Source organism: Streptomyces sp. NPDC058579 (genome assembly GCF_042718575.1).
In the GTDB taxonomy this organism is placed as follows: Bacteria; Actinomycetota; Actinomycetes; order Streptomycetales; family Streptomycetaceae; genus Streptomyces.
Genome location: NZ_JBHXPI010000040.1, coordinates 1 through 25130, shown reverse-complemented (window position 1 = coordinate 25130; position 25130 = coordinate 1). Strand labels below are relative to the sequence as shown.

The following is a 25130-nucleotide window of genomic DNA, read 5'->3' as shown; positions in this document are numbered from 1 at the left end:
GCGTTCGGCGTCGGCGGGGCGGCGGACGCGGGGGCCACCGAGCGGGCGGCCGCCGACCCCACCGACCTGGCGCCCGACGGCCCCACCGCCCGAACGCCCTCCCCCGCGCCGGACGCGGCGCGCGACGGCGCGGCCGTCGACGCGACCCACGGTGCGGCGCAGAAGCCGCAGCGGTCGCCGATGAGTTCCATCCGGCACCAGTGGCAGGTCTCGCGCCGTACGGAGGCGACGAGCCGGTGGAGTACGGCGATGTCGGGGAGGTACGCGGTGAACTCGATCAGCCGCCCCGTCCCCCACCAGCGGGGCGACTCGGCGGGCAGCGGCGCCTCGTGGACGGCCTGGACCTGCCAGGTCGGGGCGAGGGTGCCGGTGGGCCAGTCGGTCTGGAGCTGGCCGCGGGCGACGACGAGTTGGGTGGCGAACTCGGGGCCCGCGGGCGGTGCGACGCCCGCGCCGATCCGGACGAGCTGCGGGACGGGCCCGGCGAGCACGGCGAACTGGGCGCCGGGGAGCCAGCCCTTGACGTGCGACTTCAGGGTCACAGGCACCCGGTCGAGCTTGGCGACGGAGCCGAGGACGGCGCCGGCGTAGATGTAGTGGGTGAGCAGCCGGGCGGCCGAGGCGATGACGCCGGGGCTGAAGTCGCAGGCGGAGAGCTGCCGCAGCTGCCGGGCCAGTACGGCGGTGCCCAGTGGCGGCAGGTCGGTCTTGACCAGGGCGATCCGGTCGCTCTCCAGGAGGGAGCGGATGGCGTGCAGCCGCTGTTCGGCCGGCTTGGGCAGGGAGCTCGGGCAGAGGACGATCACATGGCCGTAGCGGTCGAGGAGGAGCTGGAGGTCGGCCACGGCGGAGGCGAGGCGCTGGGTCTCGGGCGCGGGCAGGACGGCGGCGGTGGGTGTCTGCTGGTCGGTCGGTGGCAGCACCAGGTCGGCACTGGTGACCGCGATCGCTGTCGGCACGTCGGGCTCCCCGTCCCCAAGTCCCCATGTCCCATGACTCACTGCGTTCACCGCGTTACTGCACAGCGCGATGCTGGCACTTTATCCACGGACCGTGGGCTGGTGAACACACAATCCGGCAAGCACAACGAGAATTCTTGGTCCGGATGGGTCTTGCGCTGGGCCTGACGCCGGACCCAGCGCTGGGCCCATAGGTGGGCCCGGGACTGGGTCCACCTATGGGCCCAACACGGCTCCCCAGGCCCACCCACCCAACTCCCCACCCCCGTCAGAGGTCTTGACAACTCGATTGGTCTGGACCAGCTTGTTGCCCCAACGGTGGCCACCGTGACCTACCTCCCCTCTCCTTACCTCCCCTCCCCCATCTCCCCCACCGGAGGCAGCAAGTGGACCGCACCACCACACGCTCGCGCAGATGGATCGGCGGCGCCCTCGCGCTCGCCGTAGGCTCCGGGCTCGCCCTCGTCGGCGGCACCGGCACCGCGCAGGCCGCGGACATCAACGTGGCCAAGAACGCGGGCTTCGAGTCCGGCCTGGCCAACTGGAGCTGTTCGGCGGGCAGCGGCGCCGCCGTCTCCTCGCCCGTACGGACCGGCGCGGGCGCACTCAAGGCGAGCCCGGCGGGCCAGGACAACGCCCGCTGCAGCCAGGTCGTCACCGTCAAGCCCAACTCGACGTACTCGCTGAGCGCCTGGGTGCAGGGCGGGTACGCCTACCTCGGCGCGACCGGCACCGGAACCACCGACGTCTCCACCTGGACCCCCGACAGCACCTCGTGGAAGCAGCTGACCACCAGCTTCACCACGGGCGCGAGCACCACCCAGGTGACCGTCTACACCCACGGCTGGTACGGCCAGGCCGCCTACCACGTCGACGACGTCTCCGTCTTCGGCCCCGACGGCGGCGGCCCGGTCGACCCCGACCCGGTCGTCCCGGCGACCCCGGCGGGCCTCGCCACCGGCTCGGTCACCTCGTCCTCCGTCGCCCTGAGCTGGAACGCGGTCTCCGGAGCCACCGGCTACAAGGTGTACCGCGACGGCTCCCTCGCCCAGACCGTCTCCGGCGCCTCCGCCACGGTGACGGGCCTCGCGGCCAACACGACGTACCAGTTCCAGGTCTCGGCGACCAACGCGGCGGGCGAGTCCGCCAAGTCGACCGCCGTCTCCGCCCGTACGACCAACCCGGGCCCCGGCCCGTCCGTACCGAAGCACGCGCTGACCGGCTACTGGCAGAACTTCAACAACGGCGCGACCGTCCAGAAGCTGCGGGACGTGCAGGCGCAGTACGACATCATCGCCGTATCGTTCGCCGACTCGACGACCACGCCCGGCCAGATCGTCTTCAACCTCGACCCGGCCGTCGGCTACGCCTCCGTCGCCGACTTCAAGGCCGACGTCGCCGCGAAGAAGGCCGCGGGCAAGTCGGTCATCATCTCGGTCGGCGGCGAGAAGGGGAACGTCACCATCAACAGTGACGCCTCGGCGACCGCCTTCGCCGACAGCGCGTACGCCCTGATGCAGGAGTACGGCTTCACCGGCGTCGACATCGACCTTGAGCACGGCATCAACTCCACGTACCTGACGAAGGCGCTGCGCCAGCTCTCCGCGAAGGCCGGCTCCTCGCTGGTCCTGACGATGGCCCCGCAGACCATCGACATGCAGAACACGGGCACCGAGTACTTCAAGACCGCGCTCGCCGTGAAGGACATCCTCACGGTCGTCAACATGCAGTACTACAACAGCGGTTCGATGCTCGGCTGTGACGGCAAGGTGTACAGCCAGGGCTCGGTGGACTTCCTCACCGCGCTCGCCTGCATCCAGCTCCAGGGCGGCCTCGACGCCTCCCAGGTCGGCCTCGGCGTGCCGGCCTCGACCCGGGGCGCGGGCAGCGGCTACGTCGACCCGTCGATCGTGAAGAACGCGCTCGACTGCCTGGCCCGCGGCACCAACTGCGGCTCCTTCAAGCCCTCGCAGACCTGGCCGAACCTGCGCGGCGCGATGACCTGGTCGACCAACTGGGACGCCACGGCAGGCAACGCCTGGTCCAACGCGGTCGGCCCGCACGTCCACAACCTGCCGTAACAACCGTCAGGCATACGTACGACAGCGGCGCCGTCGCCCCCCAGCGACGGCGCCGCGCCATGTTCGTCTCGTCCTACGCGCTACGCGCTACGCGGGAAGGTAGCGGCGCAGGACCAGGTCCAGTTGGCGCGCCCACGCCTCGGCGCGCTCGGTGCCGCGGCCGTCGACCTCGCAGGTGTAGGTGGAGCCGTCGTACAGCGTGAGGGTGACGGCGAGCCGCCGGCCGCGCCGGGTCAGCTCGCTCGCGACGGACCCGATCTCCTCCCAGCCGAACTCCGCCTCGACGTCCGAGATCACGAAGACCACCCCGTCGGCGTCGACGGCGATCCCGGAGGACCTGTCGGCGGCCTCGAACGTCGGCGCGGGCCCCGGCGGCGCGGCGGGCTGCGGCGGTACGACGACGGTGGGCAGCGCGTGTACGGGCGGGGGTAGGTCGTCCTGGACGTGGAGGGGTACGGCGTCCTGGACGCCGTCGCCCGGAGCGGGCGCGAGCGCGGGAACGGACACGACGGTCGGCGTGGGCGGAACGGGCTCCGCCACGAGCGCGTCGAGGAGCTGCGCCGGCGTGGGCCGCTCGGCCGGGTTCTTGGCGAGGCAGCGTCCGACGAGGCCGCGCAGCGCCTCCGGTACGGAGGCCAGGTCGGGCGCCTCGTGGACGGTGCGGTACATGAGCCCCATCGGGGTCCCGTCCCCGAACGCCCGCCCGCCGGCGGCCGCGACGAGGACGCCGCCGAGGGCGAAGACGTCGGCGGCACCGGTCACCTCCTCGCCGAGGGCCTGCTCGGGGGCGAGGTAGCCGGGGGTGCCGAAGGCCGTTCCGGTGGCGGTGAGCCGGGTCGACTCCAGGGCGCGGGCGATCCCGAAGTCCAGGACGCGGGGCCCGTCGGCGGCCATGACGATGTTGCCGGGCTTGAGGTCGCGGTGGACGAGCCCGCAGCCGTGGATGGCCTCCAGGGCCTCGGCGAGCGCGGCGCCCAGCGCCCGGATCCGCCGCTCGTCCATCGGGCCCTCCGCCGCGACGAGGCCGGCGAGGGTGGGGCCGGGGACGTAGGCGGTCGCGAGCCAGGGCGCCTCGGCGTCGGGGTCGGCGTCGACGACCTGCGCCGTGTGGAAGCCGCCGACCCGGCGGGCGGCGACGATCTCGGCCCGGAAGCGCTCGCGGAATCCGGGGTCTGCGGCGAGTTCCGGCCGGGCCACCTTGACGGCGACGGCGCGTCCGCCGCGCGAGCGCGCGAGCCAGACGGTCCCCATGCCGCCCTCGCCGAGCTTGCGTTCGATCTCGTACGTGCCGATCAGCGTCCCCACGCGGCACAGTATCGCCGAAGGATCTTCCTTTCGCGGATTTCGCCGTCCGGTGTGATCTCCTGTGGAACCCGGCCACGAAGGCGACCGTGACGACCGATGGCCGAACCGCACTCTTGACCCGTCCATGTCATAGCCCCACCATGTGCCCGAACACCCGAACACCCGCACAGCAATCCGGCACAGCAATCCCGCACAGCCTGTCGCACCCCCCACCCTCCCCACCCAGGAGACAGCATGCGACTTCGAACCCGCGGAAGCGGGACTCTCGGCATCCGCGCCGGCCGCGGCAGAAGGTCCGCCACGCTCGCGGCCCTGCTGGCGCTCGCCCTCGCGGCGCCGCTCTCGCTCGGCAGCCAGCAGGCCGGCGCCGACTCCGAACCGACGCCCGCCGCCGAGGAAGTGATCCGCCAGTACGAGATCCACGGCCCGTCCACCGTCGCCGAACGCACCGCGCTCGCCGCCACCGGCGTCTCCATCGACGAGGCCGACGACCACAGCGTCGTCGTCAGCGCCAACACCGCCCAGCTGCGCAAGCTCCGCGCCCTCGGCCACCGCCCGGAGGCGCTGCCGGCGCCGCCGGACCGGTCGGCGAAGGGCCTGGGCGTCGAGCCCTTCGACTTCCCCTCGGCCGACTCGAAGTACCACAACTTCGCCGAGATGAACGCGGAGATCGACCAGCGCATCGCCCAGTACCCGACCCTCATGAACAAGCGGGTCATCGGCAAGACCTACCAGGGCCGGGACATCGTCGCCATCAAGATCAGCGACAACGTCGGCACCGACGAGGCCGAGCCTGAGGTCCTCTTCACCCACCACCAGCACGCGCGCGAGCACCTGACCGTCGAGATGGCGCTGTACCTGCTGCGCGAACTCGGCGCGGGCTACGGCTCCGACAGCCGGGTCACGAACATGGTGAACAACCGCGAGATCTGGATCGTGCCGGACCTCAACCCGGACGGCGGCGAGTACGACATCGCCTCCGGCTCGTACCGCAGCTGGCGCAAGAACCGGCAGCCCAACGCCGGCTCCTCCTACGTCGGTACGGACATGAACCGTAACTGGGACTACAAGTGGGGCTGCTGCGGCGGCTCCTCGGGCACCAAGAGCTCGGAGACCTACCGGGGCACCGCCCCCGAGTCGGCCCCCGAGGTGAAGGTCGTCGCAGACTTCGTCCGCACCCGGGTGGTGGGCGGCAAGCAGCAGATCAGAGCGGCGATCGACTTCCACACGTACAGCGAACTGGTGCTCTGGCCCTACGGCTGGACCACCGCCAACACCGCGCCGGGCCTGACACAGGACGACCGGGACGCGTTCGCGGCGGTCGGCGGGAAGATGGCGGCGAGCAACGGCTACACGGCCGAGCAGTCCAGCGACCTCTACATCACGGACGGGTCGATCGACGACTGGCTGTGGGGCGCGCAGAAGATCTTCGGCTACACCTTCGAGATGTATCCGGCCTCGTCCTGGAACGGCGGCTTCTACCCGCCCGACGAGGTGATCGAACGCGAGACGAGCCGTAACAGGGACGCGGTCCTCCAGCTCCTGGAGAACGCGGACTGCATGTACCGCTCGATCGGCAAGCAGTCGCAGTACTGCACGACCTGACGGCAGCCGGCACGTGACGAGGAGGGCGCTCCCGGGAAGCCGGGGGCGCCCTCCTCCTTACGTATCCGAGGGGCTAGACGACCAGACTGAGCCCGGCGGCGACGGCGAACCCGGCGACGGAGAGGACCGACTCCAGGACGGTCCAGGACTTCAGGGTGTCCCGCTCGGAGATGCCGAAGTACTTCGAGACGATCCAGAAGCCGCCGTCGTTGACGTGCGAGGCGAAGATCGAGCCGGCCGAGATCGCCATGATGACCAGGGCGAGGAAGGCCTGCGAGTGGTCGCCGCCCTCGACCAGCGGCAGGACGATGCCGGCGGTGGTGACGATCGCGACGGTCGCGGAGCCCTGGGCGACGCGCAGCACGAGGGAGATCAGGTAGGCGAGGACGATGACGGGCAGGCCGACGTCGTTGAAGGTGTCGGAGAGCGCCTGCGCGACCCCGCTGGCCTTGAGCACGGCGCCGAACACTCCGCCCGCGCCGACCACGAGCAGGATGTTGCCGACCGGCTTCAGCGAGGACGTGGACACCTGCTCCAGGGACTTGCGTGACCAGCCGCGCCGGATGCCGAGCAGGTAGTACGCGAGGACCAGCGCGATCGTGAGGGCGACGAACGGGTTGCCGAAGAACTCGATCACGGAGCGGGCGGTCGACTCGTCGAGGGCGATGGAGGAGAAGGTCGCGGCGAGGATGAGGACCAGCGGCGTACCGATGATGAGGAGCACGGTGGCGAGGGAGACGGGCGCTTCGGAGGCGCCTTCCCTGCGCTCGGCGGCGACCTGGGCCTTGGCGTCCTCGGCGGCCTCCAGCATGTCCTGTGGGACCTCGACGAAGATGCGCTTGCCGATCCAGGCGGCGTAGGCCCAGGCGGCGAGGACGGCGGGGATGCCGACGACGATGCCCATGAGGATGACCCAGCCGAGCGAGACGTGGAGCAGTCCGGCGGCGGCGACGGGGCCGGGGTGCGGCGGCAGGAAGGCGTGGGTCATCGACAGGCCCGCGAGGAGGGGCATGCAGTAGAGCAGGATCGATTTGCCGGACCGCTTGGCGGCGGCGTAGACGATCGGCGCGAGGACGAAGATGCCGACGTCGAAGAAGACGGGGATGCCGAAGATCAGTCCGGTCAGGCCCATCGCGAGCGGGGCGCGCTTCTCGCCGAAGAGGCCGAGGAGGCGGGAGGACAGCACCTCGGCTCCGCCGGAGACCTCGAGGATCGCGCCGAGCATGGTGCCGAGGCCGATGATGATCGCGACGTGGCCGAGGATGCCGCCCATGCCGTTCTCGATGACGGAGGTGGCGGCGGACTTCTGGACGGTGCCGAAGAGTTCGGTGACCGAGAGGCCGGCGGCGAGGCCGACGCTGATGGAGACGGCGAGCAGCGCGACGAAGGGCTGGAGCCGGAGCTTGATGATGAGGACGAGGAGGAGGGCGATGCCGAGGGCGGCGACGGTCAGCAGACCGGCCGTGCCGGGTATGAGGAGGAGCAGTCCTCCGGTGTGGGGTGGCGCCTCGGCGGCGGGGGATGCGGCGGCGAGCAGCATGGCGGGGGCCTCGTTTTTGGGTAGGGGGGAGCGCGGCACGGCGTCCCGGGGACGGACGCCGTGCCGTGGAGCGGCGTTCTCAGCAGAATCAGCTCAGGTTCAGGGGATGCAGACGCAGACTCGGAGTCGGACTCAGACGCGGACTCGGACGCGGACTCAGGAGAGGACGGCCAGGGCGTCGATCTCGATGAGGAGCCCCTTGGGGAGGCCGACGTAGACCGTCGTACGGGCGGAGGCGGGGGCCTTCAGGCCCTGCTCCTCGAAGTACGCGTTGTAGATCTCGTTCATCTCGGCGAAGTGGTCGACGTCCGTGAGGTAGACGCGCGTCATCATCACGTCGTCCCAGCTCGCGCCGCCCTCCTCCAGGATCGCCTTGACGTTGGCGAAGGTCTGCAGGGTCTGCTCACGCAGGGTCGGCCCGGCGGGCGTGGGGGCCTTGCCTTCCTCGGCGGGCAGGAATCCCACCTGCCCGGCGACCTGCAGGATGTTCCCCTTCTTGACGCCGTGCGAGAACTTCGCGGGCGGGGCGGTGTGGGTGGCGGGGGTGAGCGCGATCTTCTCGGTCATGTCCGGTCCTTGGTAGGGGTGTTGCCTGAGTAGTCCCGGCTGATGGCGTCGGCGGTGCGGCGCACCAGCGGGAGCAGGGTGAGGAGTTCCTCGGCGGTCACGACCACATTGGGCGCCGAGACCGACATGGCGGCGACGACACGGCCGTCGGCGCCGCGGATGGGCGCTCCGACACAGTTGATGGACTCCTCGTGGCCACCGAGGTCGGTGGCCCAGCCCTGTTCGCGTACGGTCGCCAGCTCCTTGAGGAAGGCGGCGGCGTTGGGGGTCGAACGGGGCGTGTACATGGGGTAGTCGAGCTTGGCGGCGATGGCGCGCCGCTCGGGCTCGGGGAGGTCGGCGAGCAGCAGCTTGGCGACGGCGGCGACGGTGATGGCGACGGGCTTGCCGATACGGGAGTACATCCGGACCGGGTAGCGGCTCTCGACCTTGTCGATGTAGAGCACCTCGCTCTCCTCGTAGACCGCGAGATGGATGGTGTGCCCGATCTGTTCGTTGAGCGCGGTGAGGTGGGAGTGCGCGATCTCGCGGATGTCGAGGTTCTCGACGGCCTCCTGCGCGAGGGCGAAGAGGCGGGCGCCGAGGCGGTAGCGCTGGTCCTGCTGGCGGTAGACGAGGCCATGCTCGTGCAGGGTGCGGAGCAGCCGCAGGGCGGTGGACTTGTGCACCCCGAGCCGGTCGGCGACCTGGCCGAGGTCGGCGGGCCCCTGGGCGAGCAGCGGCAGGATGCTCAGCGCGCGGTCGACGGTCTGACTCATGGCGTACGTACCTCCTGGTCCGGCCCCGTCCAGCCGGGGCCGAGGTGCAGTGTCTCCCAGGCGGAGTCGTCGAGTGCGACGAGCCGGTCGGCGAGGCGGCGGGCGGGCGGCGCGGCGAGATCCCCGGCCACGGTGAGCGCGGCGGCGGCCATGAGATGCCCATGCCGCCCCCGCTCCCGCACCCCGAGCCCCCGAAGGGTCCCGGACAGAAACCCAGCGGCGAACGCGTCCCCGGCCCCGACGGCAGCGACGACGTCGACGCGGGGGGCGGGGACGAAGGTGACGGTGTCGGGTGCGGGTGCGGTGCCGCTGCGCGGGGCTTTCCCCCACCCCGCCCCTTCCCGAAAAATTCCAGCCCCGCTGGGGGTCCCCCCACGCCCCTGGGCGTAGGGGGAGTTTGAGGCACGGGGGTCTGGGGGCAGAGCCCCCAGTTCGGGAAGGGGCGGGGTGGGGAAAGAAGCCGCGCAGCGCTCAAAGACGACCGCACCCGCCGCCCCCCGCTTCACGACCACCACCGCCGGCTCCGGCAGCGCCTCGCGGATCGCGTCCGTTCCGACAACCCCCCACGCCTCCTCCGCCTCGTCCTCCCCCACGAAGACCAGGTCGGCCCCGCGCGCAAGGTCCAGCAGCACCCGCCCACCGTCAACGGCGTCCCGCCAAAGTCCCGCCCGAAAGTTCACGTCGAACGAAACAACAGGCCGCCCCACCCGCGGAGCGGTCAGCGCCCGCATCAGCGCCAAACTGTCCCCCGAAAGCGCCGCGGTGATACCCGACAGATGCAGCACCCGCCCATCCGCGACGGACTCGTACGGAACGTTCCCCGGCGACATCGCCGAAGCCGCCGACCCAGCCCGGTAATACGCGACCTCATGCGCCGCCGTCGCCCGATCCGTGGCCGTACGGAAGTAGATCCCGGTCGGCCGCAAGGCATCCCGCCCCACCGCCGACACATCGACCCCGTACGCCCCGATCGCCTCGACGAGATGATCACCGAACCCGTCCGCACCCACCCGGCTCACCCACTTCGCGCGGTGTCCCGCGGAGGCGAGCGCGCAGGCGACATTGGACTCGGCGCCGCCGATGGCACGGGCGAACGTGGGCACGTCGGCGAGGCGTCCCGGCCGGGAGGGCAGAAAGGTGACCATGGACTCGCCGAGGCAGACGACGTCCACGGGTGGCGCGTCCACGGTCGGGTGGTCTCCGGTCACGGCGGTCACCGCGGGCTCCTCGTGGATCATGCGGGTCCATTGACCCGGCGTTGGCCCGGATGTTAGACACCATCAAGCGATATGCGCAATGACCGTTGCGCACACTGCAACGCAATGACGCGAGGCCTGGAGGAACCATGCAGCAGGAGCAACAGCACACCCCCACTCCAACTACAACTCCCACCCCCGCTCCAACCCCCACCCAGCAACTCGCACACGAACGCGTGGACCACCGCTTCAAGGCCCTACCCCCCGACGCCGAAGGCCTGACCGTCGGCGAGCTGGCCGCCCAGCGCCGCAACCTCTTCACCGGCGGCTTCACCACCCCCGTCCTGGCCCTCTCCGCCGAGTCGGTCGAGCACAACCTCGACCTCCTGGAGACCTACGCCGAGCGCCACGGCCTCGCCTTCGCCCCGCACGGCAAGACCTCCATGGCCCCGCAGCTCTTCGACCGTCAGCTGGAGCACGGCGCCTGGGGCATCACGGCGGCCGTCCCCCACCAGGCCCGCGTCTACCGCGCGCACGGCATCGCCCGGATCTTCCTCGCCAACGAGCTCGTCGACGCCCCCGCCCTGCGCTGGCTGGCCTCCGAGCTCGACGCCGACCCCGACTTCCGGTTCATCTGCTACGTCGACTCGGTCCGCGCCGTCGAGCTGATGGACGCGGCCCTCACCGAGGCCGGCGCGCGGCGCCCCGTGGACGTAGTCGTCGAGCTCGGCGCCGGCGAGGGGGCCCGTACCGGAGCCCGTACCGAAGCCGACTGCACCGCTGTAGCCGTCGCGGTCGCCGCGACGAGCACGCTCCGCCTGGTCGGCGTGGCGGGCTACGAGGGCGAGGTCCCGCAGGCGGACGCCGACCGAGTCCACGCCTGGCTGAACCGCCTGATCTCCCTCGCATCCGACTTCGACAAGGCGGGCCGATTCACCCCCGGGATCGAGGAGATCGTGATCAGCGCGGGCGGCAGCGCCTGGTTCGACGCGGTCGCCGACGTCTTCGCGGAGATCCCGGAACTCTCCCTCCCCGTACTGAAGTTGCTCCGCTCCGGCGCGTACGTCTCGCACGACGACGGCCACTACCGGCACCTCACGCCCTTCAACCGGGTCCCCGAAGAGGGCGCGCTGCAGCCCGCGTTCCGGCTCTGGGCGCAGGTCGTCTCCCGTCCGAGCCCCGAACAGGCCTTCACCAACGGCGGCAAGCGCGACGCCGCGTACGACCTCGACCTCCCCGAGGCGCAGGTGGTGCGTGACGCCCGTACGGGAGCGGTCCGCCCCGCCGACGGCATCACGGTCACCGGTCTGTCCGACCAGCACGGCTGGGTCCGCACGGAACCGGGCGCCGAGATCGAGGTCGGCGACTGGCTCGGCATGGGCCTCTCCCACCCCTGTACGTCCTTCGACAAGTGGCAGTTGATCCCGCTGGTCGAGGCGGACGGCACGGTCGTCGACTACATCCGTACGTTCTTCTAGAGGAGCCGGTCACCATGGACCTCGTCATCCGCGACGTGGACGTCATCGACGGCTCCGGCGGGGAGTCGTACCGCGCCGATGTCGCCGTCGACGGCGGCCGGATCGCCGCGATAGTCAAGGAGGGCGCGGCGGCGGGCTGCCAGCGCCCCACCGCCCGGCGCGTCCTGGACGCCGAGGGCCTCGCCCTGTCGCCCGGCTTCATCGACATGCACGCGCACTCCGACCTCGCGCTGCTCCGGGACCCGGAACACACCGCGAAGGCCGCGCAGGGCGTGACCCTCGAAGTCCTCGGCCAGGACGGCCTCTCGTACGCGCCGGTCGACGACCGCACGCTCGCGGAGGTCCGCCGGGCGATCACCGGCTGGAACGGCGACGGTTCGGATATCGACTTCGACTGGCGCACGGTCGGCGAGTACCTGGACCGCCTGGACCGCTCGCACGACGGCCAGGGCATCGCGGTGAACGCGGCGTACCTGATCCCTCAGGGCACGGTCCGGATGTACGCGGTCGGCTGGGACGACCGCCCAGCAACCGAGGCCGAGCTGGCCCGGATGCGGCAACTGGTCGCGGAGGGCATGGAGCAGGGCGCGGTGGGCATGTCCTCGGGCCTGACGTACACGCCGGGCATGTACGCGAAGGACGCGGAACTGACCGACCTCTGCAAGATCGTCGCCCGCTACGCCGGTTACTACTGCCCGCACCACCGCTCGTACGGCGCCGGTGCGCTCCAGGCGTACGAGGAGATGGTCGCCCTCACCCGTGACGCGGGCTGCGCGCTGCACCTGGCGCACGCGACGATGAACTTCGGCGTGAACAAGGGCAAGGCCCCGGACCTCCTGTCCCTCCTGGACGAGGCACTCGCCGGCGGCTCGGACATCACCCTGGACACGTACCCCTACACGCCGGGCTGCACGACCCTGATGGCGATGCTCCCGAGCTGGGCGGCGGAGGGCGGCCCGGAGGCGCTGCTGACCCGCCTGAAGGACGACGAGACGGCGGAACGGATCCGCCACCACCTGGAGGAGATCGGCTCGGACGGCTGCCACGGGGTGCCGATCGAGTGGGACACGATCGAGATCTCGGGGGTCAGCGACCCGGGCCTGGCGTCGTGCGTGGGCAAGACGATCGCCCAGTCGGCCGAGATGCGCGGCGAGGCCCCGTGGGTCACGGCCCGCCGCCTCCTGATCGACGACCGCCTGGGCTCGACGATCCTCCAGCACGTCGGCCACGAGGAGAACGTCCGCACGATCATGCGCCACCGGGTGCACACGGGCGGCTCGGACGGCATCCTCCAGGGCTTCAAGCCCCACCCGAGGGCGTACGGAACGTTCCCGCAGTACCTGGGCAAGTACGCACGCGAGGAGGGCGTCCTCTCCCTGGAGGAGTGCGTCGCCCACCTGACCTCCCGCCCGGCCGCCCGCCTCCGCCTCCCCGACCGCGGCCTGATCCGCGAGGGCTACGTCGCGGACCTGGTCCTCTTCGACCCGACAACGGTCGCGGCCGGCTCGACGTACGACTCCCCCCGCACCCTCCCGGTGGGCATCCCGCACGTCCTGATCGACGGCAAGTTCGTGATGGAGGACGGCAAGCGGACGACGACCCTGGCGGGCAAGTCGATCCGAAGGACACCGACCCCCTGACCGCACCAGGCGGGTCCGCGCCCCGCGCAGCCCGCCGACACCCGGTCCCGACAGCGCCGCCCCCACGCCCGATGGGGCACCCCCGCTCCCCACCCCTGGGGGGCGGGGCCCCCGGCCGTCTCCCCGCCGGTGCGGGCACATGTCCCGCCCCGCACCCCCCGTGTGGGCGATCGCCCCGCCCCCGCCCGCTCCCGTGCGGGCAGCCGTCCCGCCCCTACCCACCCCCGTGTGGGCAATCGTCCCGCAGGGCGGGACGGGTGGGCACACGGGACGGCGCCCTTACGGGCGCGTCCGCTCCAGGTCCCCGCCCACCACGGGTCCGGCGCCCACCGCCAGGCGCGCCCACAACGACCGCCGCACCCACACGAGCCCCGCCGCCAGCACGACCCCGGCGGCCACGAACCCGTACCACGGGGTGGATCCGGACGGAGCGGTCTCGTAGACCAGCGCGGCCGACAGGACGGCCAGTACCTGCCCCACCCGCGTGTCCCAGGCCGTCACCGCCACCGCGCACACGCCCCACAGCAGGTACCAGGGCTGCACCATCGGCGACAGCGCGACCAGCGCCACCAGCGAAAGCCCCAGCCCCAGCACCGGGTCGATCCGGCCCTTCCACGCCCGCCAGGCGAGCACCAGGATGATCGCCGCCGCAGCCGCGAGGCCGAGCTTCTGCATGACCGCCTTCACCGGGTCCGGGTCGTCCCCGAGCAGCAGCCCGAGGCCCAGCCCGACATCACTGGTCACCGACAGCGCGGTATGGATCGCCCCGGCGACGCTCTGCGTCCGCAGCCACCCGAACCCGGTCCCGGCCGCCACCGTCGCGCCGACGGCCACCGCCCCCGCGACGACCCCGGGCCCGACGAGCCCCTTCGCCACACCCCGTACGCGCCCGCCGGACGCACGCGCCACCATCACGCCGATGAAGAGCAGGGCGACCGCCGCCGGCGACTTGACCATCATCGCCAGCCCCACCAGCACGCTCCCGAGCACCCACCGCCCCCGCGTGGCCAGCAGCACGCCGCCGAGCATGAGCCCGATCATCAGCCCGTCGTTGTGCATCCCGCCCACGACGTGGATCAGCAGCAACGGGTTCAGGACCGCGAGCCAGAGCGCCCCGCTCTCACCCCCGCTCCCGAGACCGCGCCCACCCGCAAGCCCCCGCACCGCCCACACGATCAGCGCCAGCGCGCCCAGCGCGAGCAGCCGCATCCCGAACACCGCCGGGACGACCGCCCCGCCCGTCACCTTCACCACGGCCTGCGCGAGGACCAGGAAGACCGGCCCGTACGGCGCCGGGGTGTCCGTCCAGTGCCCCCCGACGCTCCCCGCCGCCTCCACACCGAGGTCCCCCGGCCCCAGGACCGACGGCCCGGCCCCGTACACGTCATACCCCTCCAGGACCATGGCGCCCTGGGCGATGTAGCTGTAGACGTCCGCGCTGTACAGCGGAGGCGCGAGCACCAGCGGCGCGCACCACCACCCCAGGGTCACCAGGACTCGGTCCCGCTCCCCCCGCGCCAGCAGCACCCCGTACCGCCCCCACGCCGCCACGAGCAGCGTCAGCCCCAGGTACGCCAGGACCGCGCCCGCCACCGTCGCCGCCGACCCTCGGGCGGCCCACAGCCCCCACGGCTCCGGCCGGTCCGGCAGCGTCCCGGCGGCGTAGCCGCCCACGGCGACGGCGAGCGCCCCGACGGCACCCGCCCACCTGCACGCCGAAACACCGACCGAGCGACTGAAAACCCACATGACGCGCCAACCTACCCGCCCTCCCGTCCCACCCCGATTCCGCCCGACGTGTCCCAAAACACGAGGCGCCCCGCGCGACCCCGCCGTAAGCTCTCGGCATGCAGGTGATCCAGTCCACGAAGCTCGCCAACGTCTGTTACGAAATCCGGGGCCCGGTGCTCGAAGAGGCGATGCGGCTCGAGGCTGCCGGTCATCGCATCCTCAAGCTCAACACCGGAAACCCGGCCGCGTTCGGCTTCGAGTGCCCGCCGGCGATCCTCGAGGACGTCCTGCGCAACCTGGCCGACGCGCACGGTTACGGCGACGCGAAGGGCCTGCTGTCCGCCCGCCGCGCGGTGATGAGCCACTACGAGACCAAGGGCATCCCGCTCTCCGTCGAGGACATCTACCTCGGCAACGGCGTCTCCGAGCTGATCCAGATGTCGATGCAGGCGCTGCTCGACGACGGCGACGAGGTGCTCGTCCCCGCCCCGGACTACCCGCTGTGGACGGCCTCGGTCTCGCTGGCCGGCGGCACGGCCGTGCACTACCGCTGCGACGAGCAGTCGGACTGGATGCCGGACCTCGCGGACATCGAGCGGAAGATCACTGACCGCACCAAGGCGATCGTGATCATCAACCCGAACAACCCGACGGGCGCCGTCTACGACGACGAGATGCTCCGCTCCCTCACGGAGATCGCCCGCCGGCACAACCTGGTCGTCTGCTCGGACGAGATCTACGACAAGATCCTCTACGACGGCGCCACGCACACCCCCACCGCCGCCATCGCCCCCGACCTGCTCGTCCTCACCTTCAACGGGATGAGCAAGAACTACCGGGTGGCCGGCTTCCGCTCCGGCTGGCTCGCGGTCTGCGGGCCGAAGGCGCACGCCTCCTCGTACATCGAGGGCCTGACGATCCTCGCCAACATGCGGCTCTGCGCCAACATGCCGGCGCAGCACGCGGTGGCCGCCGCCCTGCAGGGCCGGCAGTCGATCGAGGACCTGGTGCTGCCGGGCGGGCGGCTCCTGGAGCAGCGGGACGTGGCGTACGACCTGCTGACGCAGATCCCGGGCGTCACCTGCGTGAAGCCGAAGGGTGCGCTGTACCTGTTCCCGCGGCTCGACCCGAGCGTCTACAAGGTCAAGGACGACCGTCAGATGGTCCTCGACCTGCTGCGGGCCGAGAAGATCATGGTGGTCCACGGCACCGGGTTCAACTGGCACGAGCCGGACCACTTCCGGATCGTCACGCTGCCGAACGCCATCGACCTGGCGGACGCGGTGACCCGCATCGGCACGTTCCTGGACGGCTACAGCCAGCCGTAACCACCCGGACCACACCACCCCCGCCCCTTCAGACCACACTCAACTTTAGATTGAATCTAAGCTAGGATGGCTCCAGACACTCAGGAGGCCATCCCATGTACGAACCGATCCGCGCGAAGTCGGTCCACCGGATGGCCGACGACGACCAGAACGCGTACCCGCACCGCTCCCGCGAGGAGGAGCTGGACATTCAGCTCGCCGGACACCTCGCCGCCCTGCTCGCCGTCACGGACGAGCTCGGCGACACGGAGGCCGGCGATCTCATCGCCCGCCAGGTCGCACGCCTTCGCGGCGCGCCGCCGGCCAGGCACGCGGGACTGAGCGGCTCGAACACCCCGTCGCTGCACCAGCGCGCCCACACCCTCGCGGGCCGCGCCCTGGTCGTCGCCGCCTCCCGGGCCGACACGGCCTCCGCGATCCTCGCCGCCGAGCGCATGGACGCCCACTCCGAGGCCCTGACCACCCCCGAGCCGCTGCTCACCACCCCCTGACGGCCCCGGTCCGCGCGCGCCAGGGCCGCGCGGACCGGGCGCCACCACACTCCGCCGCAGCCGAGCACCGCCCAAGCTCGTGCCCACCCCGGGTCCGCCCCCTGACCCGCACCCCCCAACTCCTCGCCCCCACACACCAGTCCACCACACTCCGGTTCCGTACCGGGATCACCACTTCACTCTCCGTACACCCAACTCCCCCTGGAATGTGGGCTTCCGCGAGCAATCTGCCCCCGTGAGACGCATCCTGGGAATCGTCCTGGCCGTCCTGCTCCTGGGCGGCGTGGCCGCCGTCCTCGTAGTGGGCGGCGACAAGGACAAGGGCACGGCAACGAAGACCGTGCGAGGAGTGATCGGGTCGGAGAAGGCGGAGTTCTTCGCCGACCCCAAGGTGGTGCAGGCCCTGGCCGACGAGGGTCTCACCGTGCGGACGGAGACCTCCGGGTCCTGGGACATGGAGGAACTGCCCCTCAAGGGCTACGACTTCGCGTTCCCGTCCTCCAAGGCCCCCGCCGACGAGCTGCGCGCCAAGAACGGGGTGAAGACCGCCGCGCTGCGGCCCTTCTACTCCCCGCTCGTCGTCGTCGCCCACCGCGGCGCCGCCGACGTCCTCGCCGACAACGGCCTGGTGGCCTTCAGCCCCGGGGGCCAGACCGGCACCCTGCGCATGGAGCCGTACCTGAAGGCCGCGCGGGCCGACCGGACCTGGCAGCAGCTCAAGGGCTCGGCCGGCCGGCCGGAGCTGAGCGGCACGTTGTTCATCACCTCGACCGACCCCGTCGCCTCCAACTCCGGCGCGCTCTACCTCGCCGCCGCGAGCTTCGTCGCCGACGGCGGCAGGGTGGCCGGGGACAAGGCCGACGTGCGCCGAACGGCCCCGCTGATGCGCAAGCTGATCCAGGTCCAGGGGGCCCAACAGTCCGGCTCCGACGCCCCGTTCCGCGACTTCATCAGCGGCGTCGGCAACCAGCTGGTGCTCGTCTACGAGTCCCAGGTCGCCTCCCAGCTCCTCGCGAAGCGACAGATGGGCGACCTGGTCGTGCTCTACCCGGACACCACGGTGATCAGCGACCACACGGTCGTACCGCTCACCGACGCCGGTCGCGAACTCGGTGAACTCCTCACCAACGACAAGGAGTTGCGCGAGCTCGCGGTGCGCCACGGCTTCCGCCCGCAGGGCGCCGCCGCCGAGTTCACGGCCGCGACCGCGGACCTCGCGGACCGCATCAACCAGAATCTGACCGGGGTCCGCCAGGCGCCCGTGCCCACCAGCGAGGTGCTGCACGACATGGCGCGCCGGGCCCGCAACCAGGGGGACACCGCATGACCACGCCCGACCCTCGCATCAGCACGCCCCACGACCCCGGCACCGCCCAGCTGATCCTGACCCCGCCCGAGCCGGTGCCCCCGGTCCGCGCCGAGCAGGCCTCGGGCCTCGTGCCGCTGGACGAGTCGGTCCGTACGGAGATGAGCCGGCGCGCGGTCGAGTACGTCGACTCGCTCGCCGGGCTCGACACCCGCTCGCCCGAGTTCGCGGGCCGCATCGGGGAGATCGCGGCCCTCGGGGCCGGCGAGATGCGCAGCGCGGCCGCCCAGTCGAACCGGATGCTCGACCGCACGGTCCGCTCGCTGAGCGAGGGCGGCGGCGACGCGCAGTCCCGGGTCGGTTCCTCGCTCGTCGAGCTGCGCCGCACCGTCGAGGACCTCGACCCCCGGGACACCCCGGGCAAGGGCGCGCGGAAGTTCCTGTCCAGGCTGCCCGGCGGGAACAAGCTGCGCGACCACGTCGCCAAGTACGCCTCCTCGCAGGGCACGTTGACGAAGATCGTCGGTACGCTCCGCGGCGGTCAGGACGAACTGCGGCGCGACAACGCGGCGTTGCAGACCGAGCGGGGCCGGCTCTGGGAGACCATGGGCAAGCTCCAGGAGTACGCGGTGCTCACCGAGGCCCTCGACGCGGCCGTCGAGGAGCGGATCACGCTGACCCCGGACCAGACGGCCGCGGACGCGCTCCGCTCCGACGTGCTCTTCCCGGTCCGCCAGAAGCACCAGGACCTGCTGACCCAACTCGCCGTCTGCGCGCAGGGATACCTGGCGATGGACGTGGTCCGGCGCAACAACGACGAGCTGATCAAGGGCGTCGAGCGGGCGGCCACCACCACGGTCTCGGCGCTGCGCATCGCGGTCATGCTGTCCTCCGCGCTGGAGAACCAGCGCAAGGTCGCCGAGCAGGTGAACGTGCTCCGCTCGACGACGGAGGACCTGATCCGCGGCAACGCGGAGATGCTGGCGACCCAGAGCGGCGAGATCCAGCGCATCGCGGCCGACCCGGCGGTGGGCGCGGAGACGCTGCGCACGGCGTTCCAGCAGATCTACCGGACGCTCGACGCGATCGACACGTACAAGGTCCAGGCGACCGAGTCGATGGCGGCCACGGTCGAGTCCCTGACCGCCGAACTCCAGTCGGCCGGCGCGTATCTGGCCCGTACCCGCCGCACGAGCGCCCTGGAAGGCGGCCTCGAATGAGATCCACCAGCCGAGGTCTCCCCCGAGGCCTCCCCCGCGGCACGAGATCCCTCCCCCGCCGCGCCGCGTCCACCGCCGCCGCCCTCCTGGCCGCCCTGTCCCTCGCCGCCTGCACCGCCGACGGCGGGGGCAGCGGAAGCAGCAACGGCGGCGGCACGGGGAAGGGAGGCGAAGCCGGCGCCCCCTACACCCTCCGCGTCCTCGCCTCCTCCGAGCTCTCCGACATGGAGCCCGTCCTCGAAGAGGCCCGGAAGAAGACCGGGGTCACCGTCGAGCCGACGTACGCCGGCACGCTGGACGCCGTCGAGCGGATCGCGTCCGGCGCGGCGGAGAAGTCGTACGACGCGGTCTGGCTCTCCTCCAACGACTACCTGCGGCTGCGCCCCGACACCGCGAAGCGGATCACCGCCGAGACGCCGATCATGACCTCCCCCGTCGCGCTCGGCCTGCGCCCCGAGAAGGTGAGCGCGCTCGGCTGGGATCCGGCCAAGGTCACCTGGTCGCAGATCCACAAGGCCGTCGCGGAGAAGAAGCTCGGCTACGGCATGACCGACCCGGCCCGCTCCAACTCCGGCTTCTCCGCCCTGGTCTCGATCGCCTCGGGCCTCTCCGGCGCGCAGTCGGCGCTCACCGAGCAGAACGTCACGGCGGCCACGCCGAAGCTGAAGGAGTTCTTCGGCGGCCAGAAGCTGACCTCCGGTTCCTCCGGCTGGCTGGCGACCGCCTGGTCGCGCCGCGAGGACGTCGACGCGCTGATCAACTACGAGTCGGTGCTGCTCAGTACGGGCAAGGAGCTCACGGTCGTCCGCCCGGCCGACGGTGTCGTCACCGCCGACTACCCGTTCACCCTGCTCACCGCGGCGAGCCCGGACGCCAAGCAGGCGGCCGCGCGCCTCACCGCCCACCTCCGCACCCCCGACGCCCAGCGGCTGATCACCCAGCGGACACTGCGCCGCCCGGTGGTCCCCGGCGTGGAGCTCGCGAAGCCGCTCGCCGCCGACCAGCGCCGCGAACTGCCGTTCCCCGGCAGCCGCGCCGTCGCCGACGGCCTCCTGGACGCGTACGAGAACAAGCTCAGGCGCCCCTCGCGCACGGTCTACGTCCTCGACACCTCGGGCTCCATGGAGGGCGAGCGGCTCGCCCGGCTGAGGTCCGCGTTCGCCGAGCTGACCGAGGACTTCCGGGACCGCGAGACGGTCACCGTGATGCCGTTCGGCAGCTCGGTGAAGCGGAACGAGGTCCGCACGTACACGGTCGACCCGGCGGCTCCGAAGAAGGCCATCGGCGCGATGCGCGCCCAGGCGAACGGGCTTTCCGCCTCGGGCGGTACGGCGATCTACTCCAGCCTGGAGGAGGCGTACGAACACCTCGGCACCGGCCGCGGCGGCGCCGACACCTTCACCTCGATCGTGCTGATGACGGACGGCGAGAACACCGACGGCGCACCGGCCGCCGCGTTCGACGCCTTCTACCGGGACCTCCCGCCCGCCCAGAAGCGGACGCCGGTCTTCCCGATCGTCTTCGGGGACTCCGACCGCGCGGCCCTCGACCACATCGCGGGCCTCACCGGCGGCCGGCTCTTCGACGCCACCAAGGGCTCGCTGGACGGCGCCTTCGAGGAGATCCGTGGCTACCAGTAATCCGGTCGTGCGGTACCTGGAGTCCCGCAAGAACCTCACCGGCAGCGCCTGCGGCATCGCGGGCCTCGCCCTCTCCTTCACCGGGGCGGCCGGCTCACTCTGGCCGCTGATCGTGGTGGCGCTGTACGCGGCGGGGGCGCTGATCGCCCCGCCCGAGCGGACGCCGCCCCCGCCGTTCCCGAACGCGGAGGAGCAACTCGACGCGCTGCGCGCGGACTTCGCGACCCTGCGCGCCTATCTGGCCGAGGTCGAGCTGCCGTCGGCCGCGGCCGGCCGCCTCACCGACCTCGACACCCTCTTCGAGGCGCTCTTCGAACCGGGCTGGGTCAGCGACCCGGAGCACCTGCACATGCTGGCGCGCGCGGTGCGCCAGGACATCCCGGAGGCGGTGGACACCTTCGTACGGACCCGCTGGTGGCACCGGGTCACGCCGGGTTCGGAGCCGCCCGAGTCCCACCTAGAACGGCAACTGGACGCGCTGCACGAGGAGGCGGGCCGGATCGCCGCGGCCCTCCAGGACGCGGAGTCGATCCGGCAGGAGGCGCACACCCGCTACCTGGAGGAACGCGGCAAGTCCTGACCTGACAGGGCACGGGCGGCACCTTCAGCCGCCGCTACCGCCGCCACGAGCAGTTCGACACCTCGATGACCACCGTCGCCCCGGTCCGGCGCACCGCGATCCTCGCGCTGCACGGCGGTGGCATCGAGATCGGCACCAGCGAACTCTGCCTGGGCATCGCCGGATACAGCCCCAGCGACCCGGACGGCGCCCCGATCCTGCCGACCGTGCACGACTACTGGATGTTCGAGGGCCTGCTCAAGGCCGACAACAAGGACCTGCACGTCACCTCGAAGAACTGCGACGACCACGTCGCACTGTCGACGGCGGCGAGCCACCTCAACGTCCTCAGCCTGCACGGCTGCCAGTTCGACCAGCTGAAGCTGCCCACCTCCACCTTCCCGCCCACCGGCGACCGGGAGGTGGCCGTCGTCGGCGGCCGCAACAAGGCCTTCCGCACCGCGCTGGTGAACGAGCTGAACGCGGCGGGCTTCGTGGCGATCGACTCCCTCGCCCCCCAGTGGGCGCCGCTGCTCACGGAGTTCAACGGCGACCACACGGCGAACCCCTGCAACAAGACGATGCTCGGCATGGGCGCACAGCTGGAGCTCACGACGGAGCTGCGCAAGGGCCTGTTCGGCGACCCCAGCAGCCGGGGCGGCCGGGCGGCGTCCTGGAACGAGAACGGCAAGTTCGTGCTGTTCCGCGACGCCTGCCGCCGCGCGATCGCGACGGTCGAGGCCGGCCAGCCCCTCCTGTAACGGAACATGCACCGGCCCCCGGAGCCGTGAGGGGGCTCCGGGGGCCGGTGCGCATCGTGACGAGCCGTTCGTGACCCCACTGGTCAGGGCGGCGTTTCGGGGCGGCCCGCCACGCGTCTCGGGTCGTACCTCAGCGGGTACGGGGCTCAGCCCAGGCGCTCGACCAGCGCGCGGTACTCGTCCCACAGCTCCTTCGGCGTGTGGTCGCCGAAGGTGTTCAGGTGCTCGGGGACCAGAGCGGCCTCCTCGCGCCAGACGTCACGGTCGACCTTGAGCAGGAACTCCAGGTCCTCCGCCGGCAGGTCCAGGCCCTCGGTGTCGAGCGCCTCGGCGGTCGGCAGGATGCCGATCGGGGTCTCGACGCCCTCGGCCTTGCCCTCGAGGCGCTCCACGATCCACTTCAGGACGCGGCTGTTCTCGCCGAAGCCGGGCCAGACGAACTTGCCGGCCTCGTTCTTGCGGAACCAGTTGACGTAGTAGATCTTCGGGAGCTTCGCGGCGTCCGCGTTGGCGCCCACCTTGATCCAGTGCGCCATGTAGTCGCCCATGTTGTAGCCGCAGAACGGCAGCATGGCGAACGGGTCGCGGCGCAGCTCGCCGACCTTGCCCTCGGCGGCGGCGGTCTTCTCGGAGGCGACGTTCGCTCCGAGGAAGACACCGTGCTGCCAGTTGAACGACTCGGTGACCAGCGGGACGGCGGAGGCGCGGCGGCCGCCGAAGAGGATCGCCGAGATCGGCACGCCCTTCGGGTCCTCCCACTCCGGCGCGATGGTCGGGCACTGGCCGGCCGGGACGGTGAAGCGGGCGTTCGGGTGGGCGGCCGGCGTCTCCGACTCCGGCGTCCAGTCGTTGCCCTTCCAGTCGGTGAGGTGCTTGGGCAGCTCCTCGGTCATGCCCTCCCACCACACGTCGCCGTCGTCGGTGAGCGCGACGTTGGTGAAGACGGAGTTGCCCCACAGGGTCTTCATGGCGTTGGCGTTGGTGTGCTCGCCGGTGCCGGGCGCGACGCCGAAGAAGCCGGCCTCGGGGTTGATCGCGTAGAGGCGGCCGTCCTCGCCGAAGCGCATCCAGGCGATGTCGTCGCCGATGGTCTCGACCGTCCAGCCGGAGATCGTGGGCTCCAGCATGGCGAGGTTGGTCTTGCCACAGGCGGACGGGAAGGCGGCGGCGACGTACTTCGACTCGCCCTGCGGCGGGGTGAGCTTCAGGACGAGCATGTGCTCGGCGAGCCAGCCCTCGTCACGCGCCATGACGGAGGCGATGCGCAGCGCGTAGCACTTCTTGCCGAGCAGGGCGTTGCCGCCGTAGCCGGAGCCGTACGACCAGATCTCGCGGCTCTCGGGGAAGTGCGAGATGTACTTGGTGGAGTTGCAGGGCCACGGCACGTCCTCCTGGCCCTCCGCCAGGGGGGCGCCGAGGGTGTGGACGGCCTTGACGAAGAAGCCGTCGGTGCCGAGCTCGTCGAGGACGGCCTGTCCCATGCGGGTCATGGTGCGCATGGAGGCGGCGACGTACGCGGAGTCGGTGATCTCGACGCCGATCGCGGAGAGCGGCGAGCCGACGGGGCCCATGCAGAAGGGCACGACGTACATGGTGCGGCCGCGCATGGCGCCGCGGAAGATGCCTTCCTCACCCGCGAAGATGGCCTTCATCTCCGCCGGGGCCTTCCAGTGGTTGGTCGGGCCCGCGTCCTCTTCCTTCAGGGAGCAGATGAAGGTCCGGTCCTCGACGCGCGCGACGTCGGACGGGTCGGAGGCGGCGTAGTACGAGTTCGGGCGGAGCGTCGGGTCGAGCTTCTTGAAGGTGCCCTTGGCGACGAGCTCCTCGCACAGGCGCTCGTACTCGGCCTCGGATCCGTCGCACCAGACGATGCTGTCCGGCTGCGTGATCCCGGCGATCTCGTTCACCCAGGCGACCAGTTCCTGGTGCCGGGTGGGGACTGCGGTGGTGGGAGCCGCGTTGTCGCGCGCCACGATTGCTCCTTGATGAGGGGTTTAAGTTGTCTGCCCCGTGGGGGCTGCGACCCGGATGCGTCGTAGCTGCTCATCCGGTGCCGACCACACTCATTTGATCATCCGACGCATACGCCCATATGTCCAGAGGGCCGCACACGTGAGCATCGCCACTCATATCCGGGACCTACGGTTGCGTAGGTAGCATTCGTCTCATGACTTCTGCCGCGCCGGACGTGCCGGACGTGACCCGTACCGATCCCACCCCGTCCCTCCCGGCGCACGCGCTGAAGCCGCGGCTGCGGGGCTGGCTGCACGCCGGCATGTTCCCGGCGGTGATCATCGCGGGCCTCGTCCTCGTCGCCCTCTCCGACTCGCCCCGCGCCCGGATCGCCTGCGGTGTGTACGTCATCACCGCCTGCCTGCTCTTCGGCATCAGCGCGCTCTACCACCGGGGTAACTGGGGCCCGCGCGGCGAGGCCGTCCTACGACGCCTGGACCACGCCAACATCTTCCTGATCATCGCGGGCACCTACACCCCGCTGACCCTGCTGCTCCTCCCCGACTCGACCGGCCGCCCGCTGATGTGGGCGGTCTGGGTCGCCGCGGCGGCGGGCATCGCCTTCCGGGTCTTCTGGGTCGGCGCCCCTCGCTGGCTGTACACGCCCTGCTACATCGCGATGGGCTGGGCGGCCGTCTTCTTCCTGCCCGACTTCATGCGGGCCGGCGGCATCGCCGTCCTCGTCCTGGTCATCGTCGGCGGACTGCTCTACAGCGCGGGCGGGGTCATCTACGGCATCAAGCGCCCGAACCCGTCCCCGCGCTGGTTCGGCTTCCACGAGGTCTTCCACTCCCTGACCCTCGCGGCCTTCATCGTCCACTACGTAGGCATCTCCCTGGTCGCCTACAAGGCCTAGGTGTATTGACCCGCAGGGTTGTTGACGCGGCTGATGGGCGGGTGTCCGTCGAGTGCGGTGTGGCAGCGGTGGTGGTTGTAGGTGTGGAGGAAGGCT

Annotated in this window: 19 protein-coding genes and 1 pseudogene; 12 read left to right on the top strand and 8 right to left on the bottom strand. The window is 71.4% G+C overall.

The features are described 5' to 3' along the window. Positions 1 to 137: 137 nt before the first annotated feature. Positions 138 to 959 (bottom strand): annotated as a pseudogene (locus ACFWRO_RS30360) (hypothetical protein); the annotation flags it as partial. Between the two features lie 386 nt (positions 960 to 1345). On the opposite strand from ACFWRO_RS30360, the gene ACFWRO_RS30355 reads away from it, so the two are divergent. After that, positions 1346 to 3040: a chitinase gene (locus ACFWRO_RS30355; RefSeq protein ID WP_384515700.1), complete on the top strand. Its 1695-nt coding sequence runs from the start codon at positions 1346 to 1348 to the stop codon at positions 3038 to 3040. 87 nt (positions 3041 to 3127) lie between these two features. Here ACFWRO_RS30355 and ACFWRO_RS30350 read toward each other — a convergent pair whose 3' ends face one another. Then, positions 3128 to 4291: a serine/threonine-protein kinase gene (locus ACFWRO_RS30350; protein ID WP_384515796.1), complete on the bottom strand. Its 1164-nt coding sequence runs from the start codon at positions 4289 to 4291 to the stop codon at positions 3128 to 3130. 288 nt (positions 4292 to 4579) lie between these two features. Here ACFWRO_RS30350 and ACFWRO_RS30345 point away from each other — a divergent pair, with 288 nt between their 5' ends. Beyond that, a complete protein-coding gene (locus ACFWRO_RS30345) occupies positions 4580 to 5950 on the top strand; it encodes a M14 family metallopeptidase (RefSeq protein WP_384515697.1) in 1371 nt (456 codons plus the stop codon). Positions 5951 to 6023: 73 nt separating this feature from the next. Here ACFWRO_RS30345 and ACFWRO_RS30340 read toward each other — a convergent pair whose 3' ends face one another. From ACFWRO_RS30340 to ACFWRO_RS30325, 4 genes are all read right to left on the bottom strand, one after another. Then, positions 6024 to 7490: a GntP family permease gene (locus ACFWRO_RS30340; RefSeq protein WP_384515694.1), complete on the bottom strand. Its 1467-nt coding sequence runs from the start codon at positions 7488 to 7490 to the stop codon at positions 6024 to 6026. A 156-nt stretch (positions 7491 to 7646) separates the two neighbouring features. After that, the gene (locus ACFWRO_RS30335) at positions 7647 to 8057 is read right to left on the bottom strand and encodes a RidA family protein (RefSeq protein ID WP_384515691.1); all 411 of its coding nucleotides are present in this window, start codon (positions 8055 to 8057) and stop codon (positions 7647 to 7649) included. Then, a complete protein-coding gene (locus ACFWRO_RS30330; RefSeq protein WP_384515688.1) occupies positions 8054 to 8815 on the bottom strand; it encodes an IclR family transcriptional regulator in 762 nt (253 codons plus the stop codon). The genes ACFWRO_RS30335 and ACFWRO_RS30330 overlap by 4 nt, the downstream gene beginning before the upstream one ends. Further along, complete coding sequence (locus ACFWRO_RS30325; protein ID WP_384515685.1) at positions 8812 to 10053, bottom strand: sugar kinase; 1242 nt, start codon at positions 10051 to 10053, stop codon at positions 8812 to 8814. The genes ACFWRO_RS30330 and ACFWRO_RS30325 overlap by 4 nt, the downstream gene beginning before the upstream one ends. Positions 10054 to 10160: 107 nt before the next feature. Here ACFWRO_RS30325 and ACFWRO_RS30320 point away from each other — a divergent pair, with 107 nt between their 5' ends. Both ACFWRO_RS30320 and ACFWRO_RS30315 read left to right on the top strand, forming a co-directional pair. Continuing rightward, positions 10161 to 11489, top strand: coding sequence for an amino acid deaminase (locus tag ACFWRO_RS30320; protein WP_384515683.1), 1329 nt, complete (start codon positions 10161 to 10163; stop codon positions 11487 to 11489). Between the two features lie 14 nt (positions 11490 to 11503). After that, on the top strand, positions 11504 to 13129 hold the full coding sequence (locus tag ACFWRO_RS30315; protein WP_384515680.1) for an amidohydrolase family protein: 1626 nt from the start codon (positions 11504 to 11506) through the stop codon (positions 13127 to 13129). Positions 13130 to 13408: 279 nt separating this feature from the next. Here ACFWRO_RS30315 and mptB read toward each other — a convergent pair whose 3' ends face one another. Further along, the gene (mptB, locus tag ACFWRO_RS30310) at positions 13409 to 14878 is read right to left on the bottom strand and encodes a polyprenol phosphomannose-dependent alpha 1,6 mannosyltransferase MptB (protein WP_384515678.1); all 1470 of its coding nucleotides are present in this window, start codon (positions 14876 to 14878) and stop codon (positions 13409 to 13411) included. A 98-nt stretch (positions 14879 to 14976) separates the two neighbouring features. Between mptB and ACFWRO_RS30305 the strand changes: the two genes are divergently transcribed. From ACFWRO_RS30305 to ACFWRO_RS30275, 7 genes are all read left to right on the top strand, one after another. Next, on the top strand, positions 14977 to 16188 hold the full coding sequence (locus ACFWRO_RS30305; protein WP_384515676.1) for a pyridoxal phosphate-dependent aminotransferase: 1212 nt from the start codon (positions 14977 to 14979) through the stop codon (positions 16186 to 16188). A gap of 95 nt (positions 16189 to 16283) precedes the next feature. After that, positions 16284 to 16679, top strand: coding sequence for a hypothetical protein (locus ACFWRO_RS30300; protein WP_384515673.1), 396 nt, complete (start codon positions 16284 to 16286; stop codon positions 16677 to 16679). Positions 16680 to 16887: 208 nt separating this feature from the next. Beyond that, positions 16888 to 18006, top strand: coding sequence for a hypothetical protein (locus ACFWRO_RS30295; RefSeq protein WP_384515670.1), 1119 nt, complete (start codon positions 16888 to 16890; stop codon positions 18004 to 18006). After that, the gene (locus ACFWRO_RS30290; RefSeq protein ID WP_384515667.1) at positions 18003 to 19205 is read left to right on the top strand and encodes a toxic anion resistance protein; all 1203 of its coding nucleotides are present in this window, start codon (positions 18003 to 18005) and stop codon (positions 19203 to 19205) included. The genes ACFWRO_RS30295 and ACFWRO_RS30290 overlap by 4 nt, the downstream gene beginning before the upstream one ends. After that, positions 19202 to 20845 (top strand): extracellular solute-binding protein, encoded by a 1644-nt coding sequence (locus tag ACFWRO_RS30285; protein WP_384515664.1) that lies wholly within the window; start codon positions 19202 to 19204, stop codon positions 20843 to 20845. The genes ACFWRO_RS30290 and ACFWRO_RS30285 overlap by 4 nt, the downstream gene beginning before the upstream one ends. Then, entirely contained in the window at positions 20832 to 21425 is a 594-nt protein-coding gene (locus tag ACFWRO_RS30280; protein ID WP_384515662.1) for a hypothetical protein, read from the top strand. The genes ACFWRO_RS30285 and ACFWRO_RS30280 overlap by 14 nt, the downstream gene beginning before the upstream one ends. Positions 21426 to 21490: 65 nt before the next feature. After that, positions 21491 to 22165, top strand: a complete 675-nt coding sequence (locus tag ACFWRO_RS30275; protein ID WP_384515659.1) for a poly-gamma-glutamate hydrolase family protein — start codon at positions 21491 to 21493, stop codon at positions 22163 to 22165. A 146-nt stretch (positions 22166 to 22311) separates the two neighbouring features. Here the strand turns inward: ACFWRO_RS30275 and ACFWRO_RS30270 are convergent, their stop codons facing one another. Next, a complete protein-coding gene (locus tag ACFWRO_RS30270; protein ID WP_384515656.1) occupies positions 22312 to 24138 on the bottom strand; it encodes a phosphoenolpyruvate carboxykinase (GTP) in 1827 nt (608 codons plus the stop codon). Positions 24139 to 24332: 194 nt separating this feature from the next. On the opposite strand from ACFWRO_RS30270, the gene ACFWRO_RS30265 reads away from it, so the two are divergent. Beyond that, positions 24333 to 25034: a hemolysin III family protein gene (locus tag ACFWRO_RS30265; protein WP_384515653.1), complete on the top strand. Its 702-nt coding sequence runs from the start codon at positions 24333 to 24335 to the stop codon at positions 25032 to 25034. Positions 25035 to 25130: the final 96 nt, after the last annotated feature.